Origin of the sequence: Faucicola mancuniensis, assembly GCF_046523945.1 — a bacterium.
Lineage (GTDB): Bacteria > Pseudomonadota > Gammaproteobacteria > Pseudomonadales > Moraxellaceae > Faucicola > Faucicola mancuniensis.
On record NZ_CP171363.1, the window covers coordinates 2,212,612 to 2,229,923 of the forward strand.

20 protein-coding genes are annotated in these 17,312 nt (G+C 37.7%); 14 read left to right on the forward strand and 6 right to left on the reverse strand.

Going from position 1 to position 17,312, the window contains the following annotated elements; translation table 11 throughout:
- The first annotated feature begins 9 nt into the window (after nucleotides 1–9).
- Genes ACGTJS_RS10945 through ACGTJS_RS10955 form a run of 3 tightly spaced genes read left to right on the forward strand, consistent with a single transcriptional unit; the run spans nucleotide 10 to nucleotide 933 of the window.
- Nucleotides 10–501: a hypothetical protein gene (locus tag ACGTJS_RS10945; protein ID WP_410472092.1), complete on the forward strand. Its 492-nt coding sequence runs from the start codon at nucleotides 10–12 to the stop codon at nucleotides 499–501.
- A gap of 44 nt (nucleotides 502–545) precedes the next feature.
- Nucleotides 546–662 carry a MerR family DNA-binding transcriptional regulator gene (locus ACGTJS_RS10950; RefSeq protein WP_410472093.1) on the forward strand — a complete coding sequence of 39 codons (117 nt, stop codon included), beginning with the start codon at nucleotides 546–548 and terminating at the stop codon, nucleotides 660–662.
- A 1-nt stretch (nucleotide 663) separates the two neighbouring features.
- Nucleotides 664–933, forward strand: a complete 270-nt coding sequence (locus tag ACGTJS_RS10955) for a helix-turn-helix domain-containing protein (RefSeq protein ID WP_410472094.1) — start codon at nucleotides 664–666, stop codon at nucleotides 931–933.
- On the opposite strand, the gene ACGTJS_RS10960 is transcribed toward ACGTJS_RS10955, so the two are convergent.
- Nucleotides 908–1,750, reverse strand: a complete 843-nt coding sequence (locus ACGTJS_RS10960) for an integrase core domain-containing protein (protein ID WP_410472002.1) — start codon at nucleotides 1,748–1,750, stop codon at nucleotides 908–910. The two genes, ACGTJS_RS10955 and ACGTJS_RS10960, sit on opposite strands and share 26 nt — an antisense overlap.
- Nucleotides 1,751–1,809: 59 nt before the next feature.
- On the opposite strand from ACGTJS_RS10960, the gene ACGTJS_RS10965 reads away from it, so the two are divergent.
- The 4 genes from ACGTJS_RS10965 (at nucleotide 1,810) to ACGTJS_RS10980 (ending at nucleotide 4,809) form a co-directional block, all read left to right on the forward strand.
- Entirely contained in the window at nucleotides 1,810–2,730 is a 921-nt protein-coding gene (locus ACGTJS_RS10965) for an RNA-guided endonuclease InsQ/TnpB family protein (protein ID WP_410473264.1), read from the forward strand.
- Nucleotides 2,731–2,900: 170 nt separating this feature from the next.
- Nucleotides 2,901–3,440, forward strand: a complete 540-nt coding sequence (locus ACGTJS_RS10970; RefSeq protein WP_410472095.1) for a hypothetical protein — start codon at nucleotides 2,901–2,903, stop codon at nucleotides 3,438–3,440.
- Between the two features lies 1 nt (nucleotide 3,441).
- The gene (locus ACGTJS_RS10975; RefSeq protein WP_410472096.1) at nucleotides 3,442–3,861 is read left to right on the forward strand and encodes a hypothetical protein; all 420 of its coding nucleotides are present in this window, start codon (nucleotides 3,442–3,444) and stop codon (nucleotides 3,859–3,861) included.
- Between the two features lie 69 nt (nucleotides 3,862–3,930).
- On the forward strand, nucleotides 3,931–4,809 hold the full coding sequence (locus tag ACGTJS_RS10980) for a hypothetical protein (RefSeq protein ID WP_410472097.1): 879 nt from the start codon (nucleotides 3,931–3,933) through the stop codon (nucleotides 4,807–4,809).
- A gap of 127 nt (nucleotides 4,810–4,936) precedes the next feature.
- Here ACGTJS_RS10980 and ACGTJS_RS10985 read toward each other — a convergent pair whose 3' ends face one another.
- Nucleotides 4,937–5,176, reverse strand: coding sequence for a hypothetical protein (locus ACGTJS_RS10985; protein ID WP_410472098.1), 240 nt, complete (start codon nucleotides 5,174–5,176; stop codon nucleotides 4,937–4,939).
- Nucleotides 5,177–5,310: 134 nt separating this feature from the next.
- On the opposite strand from ACGTJS_RS10985, the gene ACGTJS_RS10990 reads away from it, so the two are divergent.
- From ACGTJS_RS10990 to ACGTJS_RS11010, 5 genes are all read left to right on the forward strand, one after another.
- Nucleotides 5,311–6,042: a hypothetical protein gene (locus ACGTJS_RS10990; RefSeq protein ID WP_410472099.1), complete on the forward strand. Its 732-nt coding sequence runs from the start codon at nucleotides 5,311–5,313 to the stop codon at nucleotides 6,040–6,042.
- Nucleotides 6,043–6,094: 52 nt separating this feature from the next.
- Nucleotides 6,095–6,238, forward strand: a complete 144-nt coding sequence (locus ACGTJS_RS10995) for a hypothetical protein (protein WP_410472100.1) — start codon at nucleotides 6,095–6,097, stop codon at nucleotides 6,236–6,238.
- Between the two features lie 12 nt (nucleotides 6,239–6,250).
- Nucleotides 6,251–6,595: a phage holin family protein gene (locus ACGTJS_RS11000; protein WP_410472101.1), complete on the forward strand. Its 345-nt coding sequence runs from the start codon at nucleotides 6,251–6,253 to the stop codon at nucleotides 6,593–6,595.
- A gap of 82 nt (nucleotides 6,596–6,677) precedes the next feature.
- On the forward strand, nucleotides 6,678–7,232 hold the full coding sequence (locus ACGTJS_RS11005; protein ID WP_410473265.1) for a glycoside hydrolase family 19 protein: 555 nt from the start codon (nucleotides 6,678–6,680) through the stop codon (nucleotides 7,230–7,232).
- A gap of 301 nt (nucleotides 7,233–7,533) precedes the next feature.
- Complete coding sequence (locus ACGTJS_RS11010) at nucleotides 7,534–8,799, forward strand: RNA-guided endonuclease InsQ/TnpB family protein (protein WP_410472102.1); 1,266 nt, start codon at nucleotides 7,534–7,536, stop codon at nucleotides 8,797–8,799.
- Nucleotides 8,800–8,888: 89 nt separating this feature from the next.
- On the opposite strand, the gene ACGTJS_RS11015 is transcribed toward ACGTJS_RS11010, so the two are convergent.
- The 4 genes from ACGTJS_RS11015 to ACGTJS_RS11030 form a co-directional block, all read right to left on the reverse strand.
- Complete coding sequence (locus ACGTJS_RS11015; RefSeq protein ID WP_410472103.1) at nucleotides 8,889–9,413, reverse strand: hypothetical protein; 525 nt, start codon at nucleotides 9,411–9,413, stop codon at nucleotides 8,889–8,891.
- A gap of 56 nt (nucleotides 9,414–9,469) precedes the next feature.
- Nucleotides 9,470–9,592, reverse strand: coding sequence for a ribbon-helix-helix protein, CopG family (locus ACGTJS_RS11020; RefSeq protein WP_410473266.1), 123 nt, complete (start codon nucleotides 9,590–9,592; stop codon nucleotides 9,470–9,472).
- A 151-nt stretch (nucleotides 9,593–9,743) separates the two neighbouring features.
- Nucleotides 9,744–10,898, reverse strand: a complete 1,155-nt coding sequence (locus ACGTJS_RS11025; RefSeq protein WP_410472104.1) for an RNA-guided endonuclease InsQ/TnpB family protein — start codon at nucleotides 10,896–10,898, stop codon at nucleotides 9,744–9,746.
- Nucleotides 10,895–11,494: an IS607 family transposase gene (locus tag ACGTJS_RS11030; RefSeq protein ID WP_410472105.1), complete on the reverse strand. Its 600-nt coding sequence runs from the start codon at nucleotides 11,492–11,494 to the stop codon at nucleotides 10,895–10,897. Before ACGTJS_RS11030 ends, ACGTJS_RS11025 begins: the two co-directional genes overlap by 4 nt.
- 582 nt (nucleotides 11,495–12,076) lie before the next feature.
- Here ACGTJS_RS11030 and ACGTJS_RS11035 point away from each other — a divergent pair.
- A complete protein-coding gene (locus ACGTJS_RS11035) occupies nucleotides 12,077–14,314 on the forward strand; it encodes a hypothetical protein (protein WP_410472106.1) in 2,238 nt (745 codons plus the stop codon).
- 411 nt (nucleotides 14,315–14,725) lie between these two features.
- A complete protein-coding gene (locus ACGTJS_RS11040; protein WP_410472107.1) occupies nucleotides 14,726–17,236 on the forward strand; it encodes a cell wall hydrolase in 2,511 nt (836 codons plus the stop codon).
- Nucleotides 17,237–17,312: the final 76 nt, after the last annotated feature.

Sequence of the window (17,312 nt, forward strand, 5' to 3'; positions counted from 1 at the left end):
GGATTTTTTATGAACAATTACACTTTTAATAAACAACAGCTTGCCTTGATGACCGAACAAAAAAAGGCAAGTTATGAACAAAATCCACACCAAAATATGACGTTTGAACAATTTGCCTGTTATGCCATTGCAGCCAATATCAAAACCAAACCCATTCGTTATCGTAGTTATGGTATGTACTGGTGGACGTTAAAACAAGTGCTTATCAAACACGGTTATGATTTTGGCATAGCCAATTTTGGTAAAAATGATAGTTTTGATAAAGAATTAGCCAAAGTTTATAGCGGTGCAACCGATGAACAAACTATCGTGGGGGCGGACGCTTTTTGGCATGAAATGGCACAAACCACCATTCAAGGCAACAATGAATTTTTGCTTGATACGGACGGCAATACGTTTGTGCTATATGATGAAGAAATGGAAAGTTTATCGCCAGTAAGAACATTCTTGCGGTCGGGCTTGACCGTCTGGGAGCAGGAATCCCCGAACGATAGGGCTTGAAACTGTTTATTGAAAACTAACTAAATCTACTTTATAATATCCAAATGAATAGATTAATTAGTATCAACGAAGCATCAAAACAACTAGGTGTGTCTATCTCAACATTACGTAGATGGGACAAAAGTGGCATGCTTGTTGCCCAAAGAACGCCAAGGTACTAGAATGACCCTAATACGTGGACACATCATCGCCCTAGACCCAACGAATAAACAAGCAACTTACTTTGCAAAGGCTTGCGGTGTAGCCCGTCTTGCCTATAACTGGGCGTTAGATAATTGGCAAAAACAATACCAAGCCGATAAAACTTATCGTGATGAATGCTTGAAAAATGGCATAGAAATTGATGAAACCAAACTTAACAAACCATCACAAGGCAAATTAAGAAAACAACTAAATTGTAAGAACCTCAAGCGTTATTTACACTTTGTTTAAAATAAAACTCCAACCACTCATAAGGAGTAAAGGTTTGAGTTTTGCCAGTAATATCATCTTTTTTAGTTAAAGATGAATGGGGTTTAACGGTATTATAGAAATTAAGAAATCTTGTTAATTCTTGCTTTCTATGTTCACTACCTGTAAATTCACATTGTTCATGCCACATTTCCATGAGCGTACGTATTACTCGTTCTGCTTTACCATTGGTTTGTGGTTTGGCAACTTTGGTGAATTTCTGATTGATGTTGTTATTATAACAGGCTTTGACAAATTCATGGTCTTTTGTGCCTTTATATTCTGTGCCATTGTCAGAATAAATCACCTCAATCGTATAAGGGCAAGGTTTAATAACTTGTTCTGTCAGAAACTTAGCCGCACTAAAAGCTGTTTTGTCTGGCATAATACAAGCATACAGTTCACGAGAATAATCATCAATGGCAACAAACAGATATTCTCTAGGGCTGTTGCTATTTTGTCCTTTGAGCAGTGGTAGGCGTTTTGTATCTACGTGTACCATCTCACCAGGATAGGATTTATTATAACGCTTGGCTTGTTTTTTGAGTTTGTCTTGTATACTCTTTTCAACTTTAGCTAAGCGTTTAATGCCAAATTTCGCTTGTTTAAAGCGATTATTGACACTGGTTTGTGGTTTTAGTAACTTCACTCTGGCAAGTTTCAATACCTTGTAGATTGTTGGTCTTGATACTTTGTATTCTTCAGCAAGTGATGTTACGCTTTGTTTGTTTTGATGATAGGCTATCCAAATAGCTTCTCTTTCAAACGGTAGCAGTCTGGTGTTTTTATGTATGTTCATTTGCAGTATTTTATCCTAAATACTGTAAATAACGCTAGGATATCTTACAACTAAATAGCATAAAAAGACAACAATTCCCCTTTATGCTAGAAGTAACCAAATGTAGCCCACAACTTGCCATTATACAACTAGGAGACGCATTCAAACGCTTTTTTAAAGGTGAAAGCAAATACCCACAATTTCGCAAAAAAGGCGTAAATGATAGATTTAGCCTATCCAACGACCAATTTAGAATAGACGGCAAACGCATAAAAATCCCTAATTTAGGCTGGGTTAAAATGCGTGAAAACTTGCGTTTACAAGGCAAAATCCTATCCGCCAAAATCTTTAAACAAGGCGAAAAATGGTTTGTATCGGTTGCCGTTGAATTACAAAACATCATCAAACCACAACCCAAAACAGACAAACAAGTTGGTATTGATTTAGGCATTACAGACCTTGCCACCTTGTCAAATGGTGAAAAAATCCAAGCCCCTAAGCCATTAAAAGCTAAACTTAACAAATTAAAACGACTGTCAAAAAGTTTAAGCCGAAAACAAAAAGGCTCAAAAAACCGTGAAAAGGCAAAAACCAAGCTATCACGGCTACACTTTAAAATCAGCAATATCAGAAAAGACTTTTTACACAAGCTAACCACAAGCCTCGTTAAGTCTTATGATGTGATTTGTCTTGAAAACTTAAACGTTAAAGGCATGGTAAAAAACCGTAAACTTAGCCGTGCGATTAATGATTTGGGTTTTTATGAGTTTAAAAGGCAACTGATTTATAAAGCAAATCAATGGGGCAAAATTATCAAAGAGGTAGATAGATTTTATCCATCAAGTAAAACCTGTTCATGTTGCGGTTTTATCATGGATAAAGCAAATTTGACACTGGCTGTCAGATATTGGACTTGCCCTAACTGCAAGACAAGCCATGACCGTGATGTGAATGCGAGCATTAATATTTTAAATCATGCAACTAAGGTTTTAACAATCTAATATTTTTGGCGGTGAGTTTCACCGTGTCAGCCTATGGAGTTGATGTAAGTCTTAAGTCAAATGACAAGAGCAAACAACGTTGAAGTAGGAAGAAAACGCTAAATTTGCTCTTGGGTAGATTTAGGTAGGTTTTTTGGAACGGTAATAATATTGTGCTGTCAGATGTTGATGTGGGTAATATTGACATGGGTGTGATTAATAGAATTGTTAAAAAGCCTGAAAACTTTTTGATAACGGTGCGTGATGCTTTAAATGCCTTGCCTGATGATTATTCAAGCGATGATATTACCAATCTTGCTGAAAAACTGTATAATGAGCATATCAAGCCTGATAGTAATATACTGGATAATATATCTGACAAGCAAAAAGACAGTGCGTCTTATCGTGCATTAAACATTGGTAGCGATGACCCAAGTCCAGATGTCTTTAGTTTTTGGAATCATCTTGATGCAACCGCAGAAAAGTATAAACAATATAAGGCTGTAACAAGTGAGATACAACCAACTGATACGGTCGCTGTTACAGGCAATACAATGAAGTGGAAAGATGATATTAAAAAATATGCAGACAGATACGGTGTAGCAGTAAAAGGCAAGCGTAAATATCTATGGGATAGCAGAAATACACGTTGGCTGCTATCCTACCAAGCATTTACCAAACTAAAACAAGATTATCCAAATGCGGATATTCAATGTGAAAAGGTGAACTAAAATGTATTATCAATTTGATAAAAACGAAATTAACGAAAAACTAGTCGAAATAAAGGCTAGTTTGGCTGAGAACAAACCTGATGCGGAATTTGTGGAATTTTCTACCAGTGTGATTTATCAACGCTTAAAGAAAAATATTTTGCATTATCGTCAATATGGACCGTATTGGTGGGCGTTAAAAGATGTGTTACGCCGTCAAAACTACAATGTCGGTAATGAAACCGACAGCCGTATTGAACAAGCGTATCAAGGCGATAATGATGAACAAACTATTGTCATGGCGGATTTATTCTATATGAACGAAGCACCACGACATACAGTTGATAACATGGACTGGTTACTTGAAAAAAACCAGTCAGATTATCGCTTGTTTGATGAAGATATGGAAATGCGTCCGTCTATTACAGATAGAATTTTTTAGGAACATAAACCCATTTACACCACAAAAAACTGTAAAATCCTTACAAGTTTTATTTGTAAGGATTTTTTTATGGCAGATACACAAAGCACGCCAGAAACCACATTAGAAACAATCAAGATTGTTGCAACCAATAGCCAACACGGTATATGGGGTGCAGCTGGTATCAATGAACACCTAATCGCAGTTATCTATGCCGAAACAAGGGATAATGTGGAAAATGATGACAGAAAAGTAGTTGGCTTATTGGAAAATGCTGAATTTAGCCTTGAAAACCAATACTCAACCCCATTTGAAAACTCAAACCCTGAAGGGCGTATGCCAAACATGATGGGGTTAATACAATCTGGGCAAATAGCCATACAGGCAACAGAAGTTTTGGGGGCTTTTGGCAATATTGGCAAAGTGGAAGTTGAACGAATACCAGAAACTGATGCAAGTGCAGAAAGCACGGAAAACATAGGCAGTAGCGAAACCACAACCGAAGATAATGAAAAAAAACAAGGTGGTGCAATTGAAAGTTTACTTGAGTTAAAAGGTCGTTCGTCATTTACCAAACTAAACAGCGAACAAATATACACATCGTCAAACTCGGTCAGAATTAACGCCACACTGGTATTGTCCGCATGGAAAGATGCCAAAGCCGAAGTGGAAAAAGCCATTCAGACCTTGCAAGAGTGGACAGCCCCAGTTGAGTTATCCGAAAATGGATTGCTGGCAAATATGGCTCAAGAAAAATCGCTAAAAGGTTTGTTTCCATCCGTTATTCCTATCACCGTAAGACTAGATTATGGTGGAAAAATGTATAATGACTTGGTTATTGAGAGCCTATCTGTCCCCATGACAGCCCCTATGAACTCGGACGGTAGTAGGATAACAGCAAAAGTGCAAATTAACTTTTTATCTCGTAGGGCGTGGGATAGAAAGGATGTTACGGAATTATATAGCTAAATGTTAGGTTGGTTTAGCTTAACTGGTAAAATAAGGGGTGGAAAAAATTTGCCAACTACAACGCATCATGCGAACAAGGCTGTTACATCTGCTACCTCTGCTAGAGCATTGCTAAATTTTTGTTTATTTACTTGTTTCCTTGTTTCCTTGTTTCCTTGTTTCCTTGTTTCCTTGTTTCCTTGTTTCCTTGTTTCCTTGTTTCCTTGTTTCCTTGTTTCCTTGTTTCCTTGTTTCCTTGTTTCCTTGTTTCCTTGTTTCCTTGTTTGGCACGGATAGACAATTGCATTTCATCACGCATTTTTTGCACCTTTTCAGTAATCGCAAGCATTACGAACACATCAAAACTGGTATCGTCTTTTTTTGCCAAATCTTTTGCAACTTCATATACCATTGTAATGATGTTTGTTTTAAAAAGCAATGACGGATTATTGGAACATTGAAAAGTTTATTTGTCTTTTGTAATTAAAATACCTTTAACCCATGATTAAAGGTATTTTTTTTATGTTTAACGCCATTGCCATTGCTTTACGCAATCAAGAGATTTTTTTAAAAGAACTCACCATTGGGCAAATCGTCCAAATCGCCAAAATCCCACAAGCCATGAACGAATTACGGCTAAATGCCTTTATTGGTTATGTCTGCCAAGATGAAACGCTGGCAAATCAATTAACCGTACAAGAGCGGTATTATATCCTGCTTAACTACCTGTCTATCAGTCAGAACGATTATATGATGAATGAAGATGTTAGTAACTACTTTATCCAAGCCAAAACCGCCCCTGATGTGGTAACGATTGGCAATATCCATGTTCAACAGCTATTTGGCAATCATGTAACCGAATTGCAAACTCGCTGTGAAAATATCTACGACTGGTTGGCAGGGCAAATGGCGTGTCAATTACATGGGGATATGACCGAATTTTTTGGTGATGAAACAAATCCTGTCGTATGGGAAAAAATGCCAGTTGCAGGCGAAATCATCACTGTATTTCAAAAACGTTTTGAGATGATAGAAAGCCTTACCGATAGCCAATTTCAAGCATTGAGTGATGTATTTTATCAAGGTTGCGATAAGTTAAAGCATTTGTTGGATATAAGCCTTGATAACGAAGGTATCACCATTTTAGGCAATAGCGAACAACAAGGGGGTGGCGATTTGATTATCGCACGATTTCGCACCCTTAGTGTACTGTCGGACATCGCAAAACGAATTAGTGAACTCATTAATGAATGAATGCCTAGAACTCATGGAACATACGAATATGAGCATGGCTGAAGCGTTTACAATGCCTATATCGTTTATTAAGGACTATCAAACGTCAGATGCGTATAAATACCGTGAAAATATGTTGAAAAATAAGCATGAATACAAAGAAGTGCTATTAAAAAGTATCAATATGCTAATCACGGTGGTCGCTAGACGTGGGTAGCGTGGAAAAATTATGAGTGAAAAAGAAATACTACAAATCATCGTAACATTGCCATGGGTGATTTTTTTATCCATTACAGGCGGATTTGTCGCTTTTATCAGACGGCTAAATAATGCAACCGAACCGCAACCGCTTGGCAAAATCTTTTTAAAATTAACAGGCGAATTGGTGATTAGCGGTTTTGTCGGATTAGTTACCTTTTTATTATGCCAAGATTTTGAGCTGAGTGCTAATCAGACAGCTATCAGCGTGGCAATATCTGGACATTTAGGCGGAAATGCGATTGATCAAATTACAAAATTATCAAAGATTTTTAGCAATACGGTAGATAATAAAGAGAGTAAAAATGGCGATTAAAGATATACAAAAACGGCTTGGCGTAACAGCTGATGGCGTGTGGGGAAATCAATCACAAACAGCATTAAACGATAGCCAATTAATGTTTGATTTTAATAAAATGCGTACAAACTTTGGCACACTAAGACAAACACAAGTTGATGGCGTTAATGCGATTGTTAAAGCGGTAAATGAAATGCAAGCGGTTAAAAACCCTATTTATCTTGCTTATATGCTTGCGACAGCATGGCATGAAACAGCTTTTACTATGCAACCAATCGCAGAATATGGCAAAGGACGTGGGCGAAAGTATGGCACAAATACTGATATTGACGGCTCAAAATACCGTAATTTGCCATTCACTTATTACGGTCGTGGTTATGTGCAGTTGACATGGCTAACGAATTATAAGAAAATGGGCGAAAAGCTAGGCGTTGATTTGGTTAATAATCCTGACCTTGCCCTTGATTATGATATTGCAAGCAAGATTATGATACAAGGTATGCTTGACGGTTCATTCACAGGTGTGAAGTTATCCACATTTTTAAAACGTGGTGATAGACAAGAATTTGTTAAGGCTAGACGGATTATTAACGGGAATGATAAGGCTGGGAATATTGCCGATTATGCAGTGAAGTTTTTGGATTGTATAATTTAACTTCATTAAAATAACAGAAAACCACGGAAAAAACTTGCATAAAATTCCATATTTTTATAAAATAAAATATCAATATAACATCAACAATATTTTAATGAAATACAAAATATCCGAATATGCAAAACTCAACAAAGTAACCTATCGCACCGTTTGGTCATGGGTAAAAAGTGGCAAAGTTCAATCTGAACTAACAACCACAGGACGGATATTGGTCGTTGATAGTGAATTACGCCAGAATTTATGGACAAAGACGAAGCAAACGTAAAACCGAGCAACTTATTAAAGAATTACAAAAATAATTATGTATCTTACCCACACAATCCGCATAAAACCAAACCACAGGCATTATAAAATGCTTGATAACTATGCGTTTTTGTGTAAAAATTTATTTAATGTTGCCACTTATCACAATAGACGAAGTATTATTACGAGCAACAAAACGCCAACCGCTTTTGAACTTATCAATCAATTAACCAAAGAAAAACAAACAGATTATACCGCCATACCTGCAAAAGTTGCCCAGCAAGTCATCAAACAAGTTTACCAAAACTTTCAATCTTTTTGGGCGGTTATCAAATCCTACCACAAAGACAAAAATAAATTTCTAGGTCGTCCAAAACTACCAAAATATTTAGACAAAACCAAAGGGCGAGCCAATATTATTTTTACCAAACAGGCTATATCAAAACGTGATTTAAATAAAGGCATATTAACGCTTTCAAGCCGTTTTAATAAAGATTTATCTTTTGATTTGGGTAAATTAAAAACCATGGTTACTTATGATAATTTACAAGAAGTTAAAGTCGTTAAAATTGCCAATGGTTATGACATCAAAATCACTTATAAAACCCATGAACCTAGTTTAAAACAAAACAACAATCGTTATTTAGCGGTGGATTTAGGCTTAAATAATCTTTTAACGGTTGTGAGTAATACGAACGATACACCTTTTATTATAACAGGCAAAACCGTTAAATCCACCAATCAATTTTTTAATAAAATTAAAGCAAAATTAACATCAACCAAAGACAAATTAAAAAATAAAGCGGTCGCACAAAAACATTTTATAAACAAAAAATTAAGTCAGTTATCAGCCAAACGCAACAATCAAATTAATGATTATTTGCATAAAGCAAGCCATTATCTTATCAACCACGCAGTTGCCAATGAGATAACAACAATTGTTATCGGTCATAATAAAGATTGGAAACAAGGGATAAATATTGGTAAAAGAAACAATCAAAGTTTTGTCAGCGTGCCTTTTGCAAGATTGGTACAAATGGTACAGTATAAAGCTAAATTACAAGGCATTGATGTGATTGTTACTGAAGAAAGTTATACAAGTAAATGTAGCTTTCTTGATAACGAGCCAATTCAAAAACACGCCAATTATCAAGGCAAACGCATCAAACGTGGGCTTTTTAAATCAAGCAATAACACACTTATCAATGCTGATGTCAATGGTGCTTTTAATATTTTAAGAAAAGTAATTGGGAATTTTAAGTTTGACCCAATAGTGGCGTGTAGTACGCCTAAGATGATTAACCCTTTAAAGGCTAATCCTTGAATTTAAATTTCCGTATTTTTTCTATGGAATTGGGAGCTATTGTCTAGTAGCAAACAAATAAAAACCCTTGATTTCTCAAGGGTTTTTTGTTAAACAATCGTTTCATCAATCAAGGCTTGTAGTTGCTCGGATAAGGTCTGTTTTTCGGCTTGTTTTTGGGTGATTGTGTTGTCTAGGTCTTGGGCCTGTTGTGCTAATTCTTCAAGCTGTTTTGTTTGGCTAACTTTTGTTGATGTTCTTGTAACGCTTGGTGTTTTTTGGCGTGCCATTTTTTTATCAAAGGCTTTTTGTCCTGCAACAACGGCTTTGGCAATATCATCAACGGATTTGTTAAATGACGGTTTGTAACTGTTATCCAAATCCCCTGTAATAGGCAGTTGTTTGCCATTAATATCAATCCGCCACATATCGGCTTTTTCATCAACGATACGGATATAACAGGTTACTTTTTGATTGTTTTCAAGGTTCATATCAACAGGCAATGATGATACGCCTGAAACTCGTTTGATTTTGTTAATCACAACGGTGGCGATACGTTGGCGTGTGGTTTTTGCCAATCGGTTGCTAAAATCTTTGATGAGTGGGGTTTTCTCGGTGATTTCTGATAGTTTCATGAAAAATCCTTGCTAATGAATGATAGTAGGATTTTAAATGGTTTTTGGCGTTTGGTTTATTCATGTTCCATTGCCCATAGTTCAACGGCTTGCATGATGATGATGTTTTTGGTTAAGCCTGTCTTTTTGGCTAATTCGTCCAGACGTTCGGCAAATTCTATTGGTACTTTAAATCCGATTGGTTTTACTGTTCCTTAAAACCTATCTAAACCCACCCAAAGGCAAATTTAGCGTTTTCTTCCTACTTCACCGTTGTTTGCCTTATTCATTTGAACTTGGACTTACATCAACTCCATAGACTAACACGGTAGAACCTACCGCTTGTTTATATTAAGATAAAGTTAGGATTTTATCCGCCTTGTTTAAAATGTTTAAACTTGCATTCACATCACGGTCATGACTTACTTTACAATTTGGGCAAGTCCATAGACGTGTTGCTAACGTCAAGTTTTCTTTAGGCATAACAAAACCACAAAATGAGCAGGTTTTAGAACTTGGATAAAATCTATCCACTTCTTTGACGGTTTTGCCTTGCATATTAGCCTTATAAATCAGCTGGCGTTTAAATTCAAAAAAACCTAAATCATTAATCGCACGGCTTAATTTGTGGTTTTTAATCATGCCTTTAACGTTCAGATTTTCTATACAAATCACATCAAATTGTTGCACAAGTTTGCTTGTGAATTTATGCAGAAAATCTTTTCTAATGCAACTGATTTTATAATGTAACCGTGATAGCTTGGTTTTCGCTTTTTCACGGTTTTTAGAGCCTTTTTGTTTTCTGCTTAAGCTTTTGTTTAATCGTCTAAGCTGTTTGAGTTTGTTTTTTAATGGTTTTGGGGCTTGGATTTTTTCACCATTTGACAAGGTGGCAAGGTCTGTTATGCCTAAATCAATACCAACAGATTTATCTGTTTTGGGTTGTGGTTTGATGATGTCTTGTAATTCAACGGCAACCGATACAAACCATTTACCGCCTTTTTTAAAAACGGTAGCATTCATGAGTTTGCCACTAAACCGCAATTTTTCTGTTAATTTAACAAAGCCTAAATTAGGAATTTTTATCTTTTTGCCAATCAATTTAAATTGGTCGTTGGTTAAGCTAAATTTGTCGTTTATGCCTTTTTTCCTAAACTGTGGATATTTGGCTCGCCCTTTAAAAAAGTTGTCAAAGGCTTTGCCTAGTTGAATTATGGCTTCTTGGGGACTGCATTTAGTTACTTCCGCCATAAAGGGAAATTGTTGTCTTTTTATGCTATTTAGTTGTTTTCTTAATTTGCCTTGTGATGGTTTGTTAAGTTTGGTTTCATCAATTTCTATGCCATTTTTCAAGCATTCATCACGATAAGTTTTATCGGCTTGGTATTGTTTTTGCCACTCGGCTAATGCCCAGTTATAGGTAAAACGTGCGACTCCGCAAGCCTTACTAAAGTAGGTGGCTTGTTTGTTATTGGGAGCAAGTTCTATTGTGTGTCCTAATATCATGGATTTTCTTTAATCATCTGTTTGATTTGCTTTTTGTATTTTCTAAGTCCATACAATCGGCTACTAAAGCTATGAATAATAGCAAGCATATCTTCAACCAATTCTTGCTGTGGTGATAGTTTTTCTTGGTTGGCTACAATGATTTGGCAGTTATGGCGGTTTGCCATGTGTTCAAAATAATCAAATCCAAAGCGTGTAAGACGGTCTTTGTGAGCGACATATAAGTTCTTTATCTCGCCAATTTCTATTCTATCCATAAGTGATAAAAAGATTTTGCGTTTAAAGTTTAAACCACTGCCGACTTCACTGTGCCATTCATCAACGGCTATGCCTTGTGCTAAACAAAAGGTTTGCATAGCTTCTATTTGCGATTGCAAGTCGTCTTTTTGTGCATGGCTTGACACTCGGCAATAGACAACGATTTTACCTTGATTGCTTGGCTTTTCAAGGTTTAAGACTTTAAATATATCATCGTCTGTATAAACACGATGATTGGTTTGTGTCCGTAGTGGTACAAGGCGTTTTTCTTTATCCCAACGTCTTAGTGTAGATACGGACACACCTATTTTTTTGGCAAATTCTTTGGGTTTGTACATCGCTAATAACTTATCTATTTTGTAATATTATAGATAAGTTTAAATATGTTTGCAATGTCTAGTTAATTACTCCACGTTTTTCATCGCTGTCTTTTTGGATTTGGGCTTTGCTTTTTGGTTTTGCTACGATTTTTGGCATTTGACAATCTCCGAAAATATGCTAAGATATGGGTTAAGGAGTAGGCTTACTTCCCTGTAGGCCTCCAGTTAGTTAGTTTGCAGACCGTCTAACTGGTTATCATCTTAATAAGCATCATTGCTTAGTAACACTAGGATGATAATGACGATGAGTTTGATTAACGGTTTCATCGTTTACTCCTTAAGTTTTTTGCTACCACTTACACAGGTCGGTAGCAGTAACCTATCAATCCAAAGTATGCTTGCCTACCTTGTCTTGATAGGTTATATTCTGGTTTAAACTATATTAAAAGTCAATTGATTTAATGGTTTGTTAAATTGATTGACTTTTTTATCCTCCAAAATATGCGTGATAAATTTTTGGATTAATCGGAACATTTCCCAAAACTTCATGCTCGCCATGCCAAAATAAGCCTTATTGTTTTGTATTTTAAGGTGATAACAGTGGCAATTAGCTATGACAGTCAGGGTTTTATTTTGGGAATTAATCGTGTTGAGAAACAAACCAAAATCGTACACGATGATACCCAAAAAATCATTGAAATTTTAAGCCAAAGCGGTAAAAAACGTAAAGAGCAGTTAAAGCAGACTGGGTGTGTTATTCAACAAGTCAATCAACATAACCCAACAAGCAATCACATAAGCCCACGCTCTGTCCGTAATTCATTGGCACGACAACGTATCGCAAGGCAACAAACCAGAGTTCGCCAATCTGAACAACATCGCCTACAGCAACATTCACAAAACGATAGTCAATTTGCCAAAGCGGATAAAACACGCCAGTTTTTTTCACGGCTTAATCATGCCTTAAAACAGCAATTAGAAAATGAAATAGATAGCCAAAATATAGACCCGTTGCTAGACAGCGTGAATGAAGTAAAAGGCGTGCTATCGCCTATGGGGAAAATGTTTGGATTCATGTTTAAGGCAGGAGCATGGACAAAAAATAAACTCTTTGCCAATAAAAAGCGTGAACCGTTATCCAATGCTGAAGAGCGTCATCAAGCCAATGTGGAAGAGCAGTTAGAAAGGATAGAAAATAACCGCTCTGGCGGTTTTCGCTTAAATCCGTTTATGAAAATGTTTGGCAAAATGGGTAGAATGTTGTGGGGTGGATTGGCAGGCGTGGGCGGTTTTGCCTTAAAGCATGGTAAATCTTTATTAAAGAAATTAGGCGGTGTGCGTGGTTTGGTGGTATTAAGCACACTTGCTAAAGCTGGCAGTTTGGCAATGGATTGGAATGAATTGTCCGATAAACAAAAAGCAGGCAGAACAGGTGAATTATTGGGCGAAATCGGCGGTGTTGGTATTGGAATGTTGATTGGCTCAGCGATTTTTCCCGGTATTGGCACGGTGGTCGGTGGCTTAATTGGTGGCTGGCTTGGCTCAAAAGGCGGTGAAGCGTTGGGCGAGTATGCCCTGCCCCATATCAAAAACTGGGTGGATAGTTTAATCAGCTTTGATTTATCAAAACAGTTGTTAGAAAAGTTTAGCAATGGTTTATCAGACTTGTTTAAAGGCTCAAAAAATGCCTTATCGTGGTTGTATGATAGCTTTTTATCAGTAATTGATAAGATTAAACAAAAAATTACTGAATGGATTGAGAAAGGGCAAAATTTTTTGGATACAGTTGCAGACGGTGCGTCATCACTTTGGGGTGATTTCAAAAATGCGTTGGGGTTTGGTGGGGATTTTAACAAGGTAACATGGCGTGTGGATTTTGGCTCAAAGATGACCTATACCCATGATGATGTTACCTATAAAATGGGGGGTAATGGCAATGGCGTGATTGATTGTTCACGTTGGGTCGCAAAGGTGAATCAAGATACGGTGAAACAAATTAGTCAAATTTTAGGCAAGCCAAAAGCAGACAAGGCGAAGATTTTCGCAGGGACAGCGTCTGAGATTATCCGAACCGAAAAAGAAAAAGGGCGTTTAGTTGCCCATAAAAAAGGTTGGCAGGACTTGGATTTAAGCAAACTACAAGCAGGTATGATAATTGGTGAAAGCCGTGGCAAGCACGCTGTTGGTCGTTTTGGTAATATTGGACATATTGTTACCATTATTGACGAAAATGGCGAAAAATATGTGTCTGAAAGTACCAGTGCCAAAGGGGCGGACGGCAAAAGCGGTGTTAGAAAAACAAAATTAAATGACTATGTTAAAAATTTAAACAATAAAAAATTTGACGTGTATGTGGTAGACCCCTATCAAGATATCCGAGCCGAATTAGCAATCGCTCAAAAGTCACCTGAACAACCAAAACAAGAAAACAATCGCAATATTCAAACCAATCATATTTCTAGGTCAACTTCTGTCAATCAAACTAGCATTCAAAACACACAACAAACGAACAATCAAGCGATTGTTGCAACAAACAATTATTTACCAAGCAATTCGTCTCAAAATCAATACAATATCTTAAAAAGTAAAACACAATTAGTCGCTTCTGTAAACAATTATTCTGCTATGCCACAAGGCTTAGCAACCACGCCTACCACCACAAAAACGGTTCAATCACCCGATTTAAAAACAACCAATATTCCCAAAACGCCCACAATACCGCAACCGCAAGCAAAAAAATCACAAACCCTGCTTGCAAACAATCAACCATTGGCGAACAATGACAGGGGGTTTGCTCATGCGGTTAGTGGATTGAGTAATGATAGACAATATGGTTAATGAATAGTTGAATTTTTATCACAAAAGGACTTGATTTTTATGTTAAAAATAATTATGATAAGAATTAAGGAGTGGCTAGCCTTTCGGACTAGCTCAAGCCATGAGTTATTGCGAGTAACTTTTAGGCTACCTGATTAGTAAGCGTTTACGCAGACTAAGAGCAGGATTAACAAGGCGATGATTTTGATGATGTTGGTCATTGCCTCACTCCTTAAGTTTTAGCTACCACTTACCTAGGTCGGTAGCAGTAACCTGTCAGGCTAAAGCATGCTTGCCTACTTTAGCCTGACAAAACCTATTATCCAATATCACACCCACAAAATCAATTACTTATCTGATTTTTGGAACAAATCCCCTTTATTCCTATCTATCATGCCAAACTATTCTAAATGCTTTTTTTAGGATAACATTATGGCACTCAATTATGACCCACAAGGTTTTATCATTGGTTTAGGGCGTGTTGAACGGCAAACTAGCTTACTACATGATGATACCCAAACCATTATTCGGATTTTGTCATCACAAGCGACAATCAACCAAACGCAATTAACAGATATTAATCAACGCCTAGGGCAGTTAAACCAAACCACAAGAATAAGAAATCAACGTAACCGACAAACTTCTATTGTTGGTGAACAAACATCAAGGCAAAGCAATAGACATTTGCCAGCCTCTGCTCGTGAAATTGGTAATACAACAAATACACCCGTTAGACAACATCAAAACCGCCAAAATACGCCAACAGAGCGACTGCGTGATAGCAATGGGCGATTTACATCGCAAGCAGAAGAGATAAGTTTTATCCAAAAACTATCGGATATGGTGGCTAAAAATGTGGCGGACGTTGGCGTTGATGATAGAAATCTTGACCCATTGGTGGAAAGTATGCACGAGGTCTATGACACGGTAAAACCTATGGGCAAAATGTTGGGTCTGATGTGGCGTATGGGGGCATGGACAAAAAACAAGCTATTTGCTAGAAAGCGTAATGAACCACTTTCACAGGCTCAATACCGACATAACAGAACGGTTGAAGAGCATTTAGAAAATATCGCAGACAATGGCAACCGTGGCGGTATGTTTGGTCTATTGTCAGAACTGCTAACAGGTGGGCTAGGCTTACTCATGGCAGGGGGTAAGGGTGCGTTCAAACTGCTGAAAAAAGGCGGTTGGCGTGGGCTTGGTGCATTGGGTGCGTTGTTTGGCGTGGGCAATCTTGCCTTAAACTCGGGCAATATGAACGCCAAGCAAAAATCGGCAGGGGTAGGCTCGGTCGGTGGTGGTATTGCTGGGGCTATGGCAGGGGCAAGCATTGGTACAATGGTTTTCCCTGGTGTTGGCACGGTTGTTGGTGGTATATTGGGCGGTTGGCTCGGTAGCGAAGGCGGTGAAGCATTGGGTAAAACGGTCAGCCCTTATATCCAAAACTGGACAAATGGGCTAAAAAACTACAATCTGGGCGATAAAATGCAAAAAGCCTTTTTCTTTGGGTTAAGTCCGTTTTTTGTGGGGGCAAGTGCGATTTTTGAGTGGGTGAAAACCAAAGCCAAAGATTTGTTTAATCTTGATTTGCCAACGCCAAACAATGTTAATCCGAATACTGAAACAACAACCGATAGTATGGACGGTGCGACAGGTTTTTTGGGTGATAATAGCACATTTTCCAATGGCAATATCAATATTACTGAAACCGATATTGTACGATTGGCAAAAGTTATGCAGTCTGAAGTGGGTAAAAGTGGGTTTGATGAAAAATGGCGTGCAGATATGGGAGGGGCTGTATTAGATAGTGTATTAAACAGAACGGTGGCAAAAGAATTTCCAGATACGATTAAAGGGGTTATTAATCAAAAAAATCAATTTAGTGGCATTAATGGCCTAAAAAGCTATAAAGACAAATACGGCAAAGTTCACCAAACTGGTTCACCTGGTGATGTTGATAAATATCAAGCCCCTTCAGCAGAAGCATTGAATTTTACACGACAATATTTAGCAAAACGTGCTAGTGGTGGTAGCCGTCTTGTTGATACAACCGATTTTTTAAATCCCCATGTTTCAGGTGCAAATGCCATGCAACAATGGGGCAATAAAGCTGTTGCAGAAGCCAAAGCAAAAGGGACGGTTTATGGTAAAGGTAATTATGTGCATTATCATGCAGGTAAAAAAGTGGGGAATTATGGCATTAACTTGTCAGGTTCAGCAAATAGCACCCAATCCAAAAAATTAGAGCAACTTGCTAGCCAAAGTGACCGTTTTGGCAATAATCGCGTGGTCGTGGGTGATAGTATTGGCGTACAGTACAATCAAGTACACGGCTCGGACAAATCAACGGCGGTCAATGGACAAAACCCTAGCCAAGTGTTAGGGCAAATTCAGTCATTAATCAAGGCTGGCACGATTAACAAAAACACCCAAGTGGTGTTATCAAGTGGATTGTCTAACTCAAGTATGTCCACATCTGATTATGACATTATCAAACAGCAGTTAGGGGCGTTGCAAAAAGTGGGGGCAAATACTCGACTGCTTGGCGTGGCGAATAACTTTAAAGACAATACCAAACAAGGCACGCAAACCAATAAGATTTTGGAAAAAATGGCAACCTTGTATCATGCGGAGTTTCAAGGCGGTTTTAATTATAACTCAAGTGATAAATACAAGGCTCACCCTGCAAATAGCTATTTTAACGGTAAAGCATGGGCAAAACCAAAAACCCAAACCCAAACGGCAAAAGCTACCGCCAAAAAACCCAATGTAACAGCGACCAATATCCCAAAATCCCCAAAAGTTAGTCAGCAGTTATCAACGGATAAGGGGCAAAAACAACTGGTCGCCAGTCAAAACCAAATACCGCAGAATGTCAGCGATAAAAGCCTAGCCCATGCGATTACAGGGGGACTTGGTGCAGATAGGGTGTTGGTTTAAACACTGATTGGAACAATCCCAAACAAAGCCAAAAATCCCCTATAAACTAGCGTAAAGATAGTATTTAAGGGGATTT

Excerpts from the sequence above, each read along its gene's own strand:
- ACGTJS_RS10945 (WP_410472092.1), top strand. The coding sequence starts at position 10 with ATGAACAATTACACTTTTAATAAACAACAGCTTGCCTTGATGACCGAA.
- ACGTJS_RS10950 (WP_410472093.1), top strand. The coding sequence starts at position 546 with ATGAATAGATTAATTAGTATCAACGAAGCATCAAAACAACTAGGTGTG.
- ACGTJS_RS10955 (WP_410472094.1), top strand. The coding sequence starts at position 664 with ATGACCCTAATACGTGGACACATCATCGCCCTAGACCCAACGAATAAA.
- ACGTJS_RS10960 (WP_410472002.1), bottom strand. The coding sequence starts at position 1,750 with ATGAACATACATAAAAACACCAGACTGCTACCGTTTGAAAGAGAAGCT.
- ACGTJS_RS10975 (WP_410472096.1), top strand. The coding sequence starts at position 3,442 with ATGTATTATCAATTTGATAAAAACGAAATTAACGAAAAACTAGTCGAA.
- ACGTJS_RS10980 (WP_410472097.1), top strand. The coding sequence starts at position 3,931 with ATGGCAGATACACAAAGCACGCCAGAAACCACATTAGAAACAATCAAG.
- ACGTJS_RS10990 (WP_410472099.1), top strand. The coding sequence starts at position 5,311 with ATGTTTAACGCCATTGCCATTGCTTTACGCAATCAAGAGATTTTTTTA.
- ACGTJS_RS10995 (WP_410472100.1), top strand. The coding sequence starts at position 6,095 with ATGCCTATATCGTTTATTAAGGACTATCAAACGTCAGATGCGTATAAA.
- ACGTJS_RS11000 (WP_410472101.1), top strand. The coding sequence starts at position 6,251 with ATGAGTGAAAAAGAAATACTACAAATCATCGTAACATTGCCATGGGTG.
- ACGTJS_RS11005 (WP_410473265.1), top strand. The coding sequence starts at position 6,678 with ATGTTTGATTTTAATAAAATGCGTACAAACTTTGGCACACTAAGACAA.
- ACGTJS_RS11010 (WP_410472102.1), top strand. The coding sequence starts at position 7,534 with ATGTATCTTACCCACACAATCCGCATAAAACCAAACCACAGGCATTAT.
- ACGTJS_RS11015 (WP_410472103.1), bottom strand. The coding sequence starts at position 9,413 with ATGAAACTATCAGAAATCACCGAGAAAACCCCACTCATCAAAGATTTT.
- ACGTJS_RS11025 (WP_410472104.1), bottom strand. The coding sequence starts at position 10,898 with ATGATATTAGGACACACAATAGAACTTGCTCCCAATAACAAACAAGCC.
- ACGTJS_RS11030 (WP_410472105.1), bottom strand. The coding sequence starts at position 11,494 with ATGTACAAACCCAAAGAATTTGCCAAAAAAATAGGTGTGTCCGTATCT.
- ACGTJS_RS11040 (WP_410472107.1), top strand. The coding sequence starts at position 14,726 with ATGGCACTCAATTATGACCCACAAGGTTTTATCATTGGTTTAGGGCGT.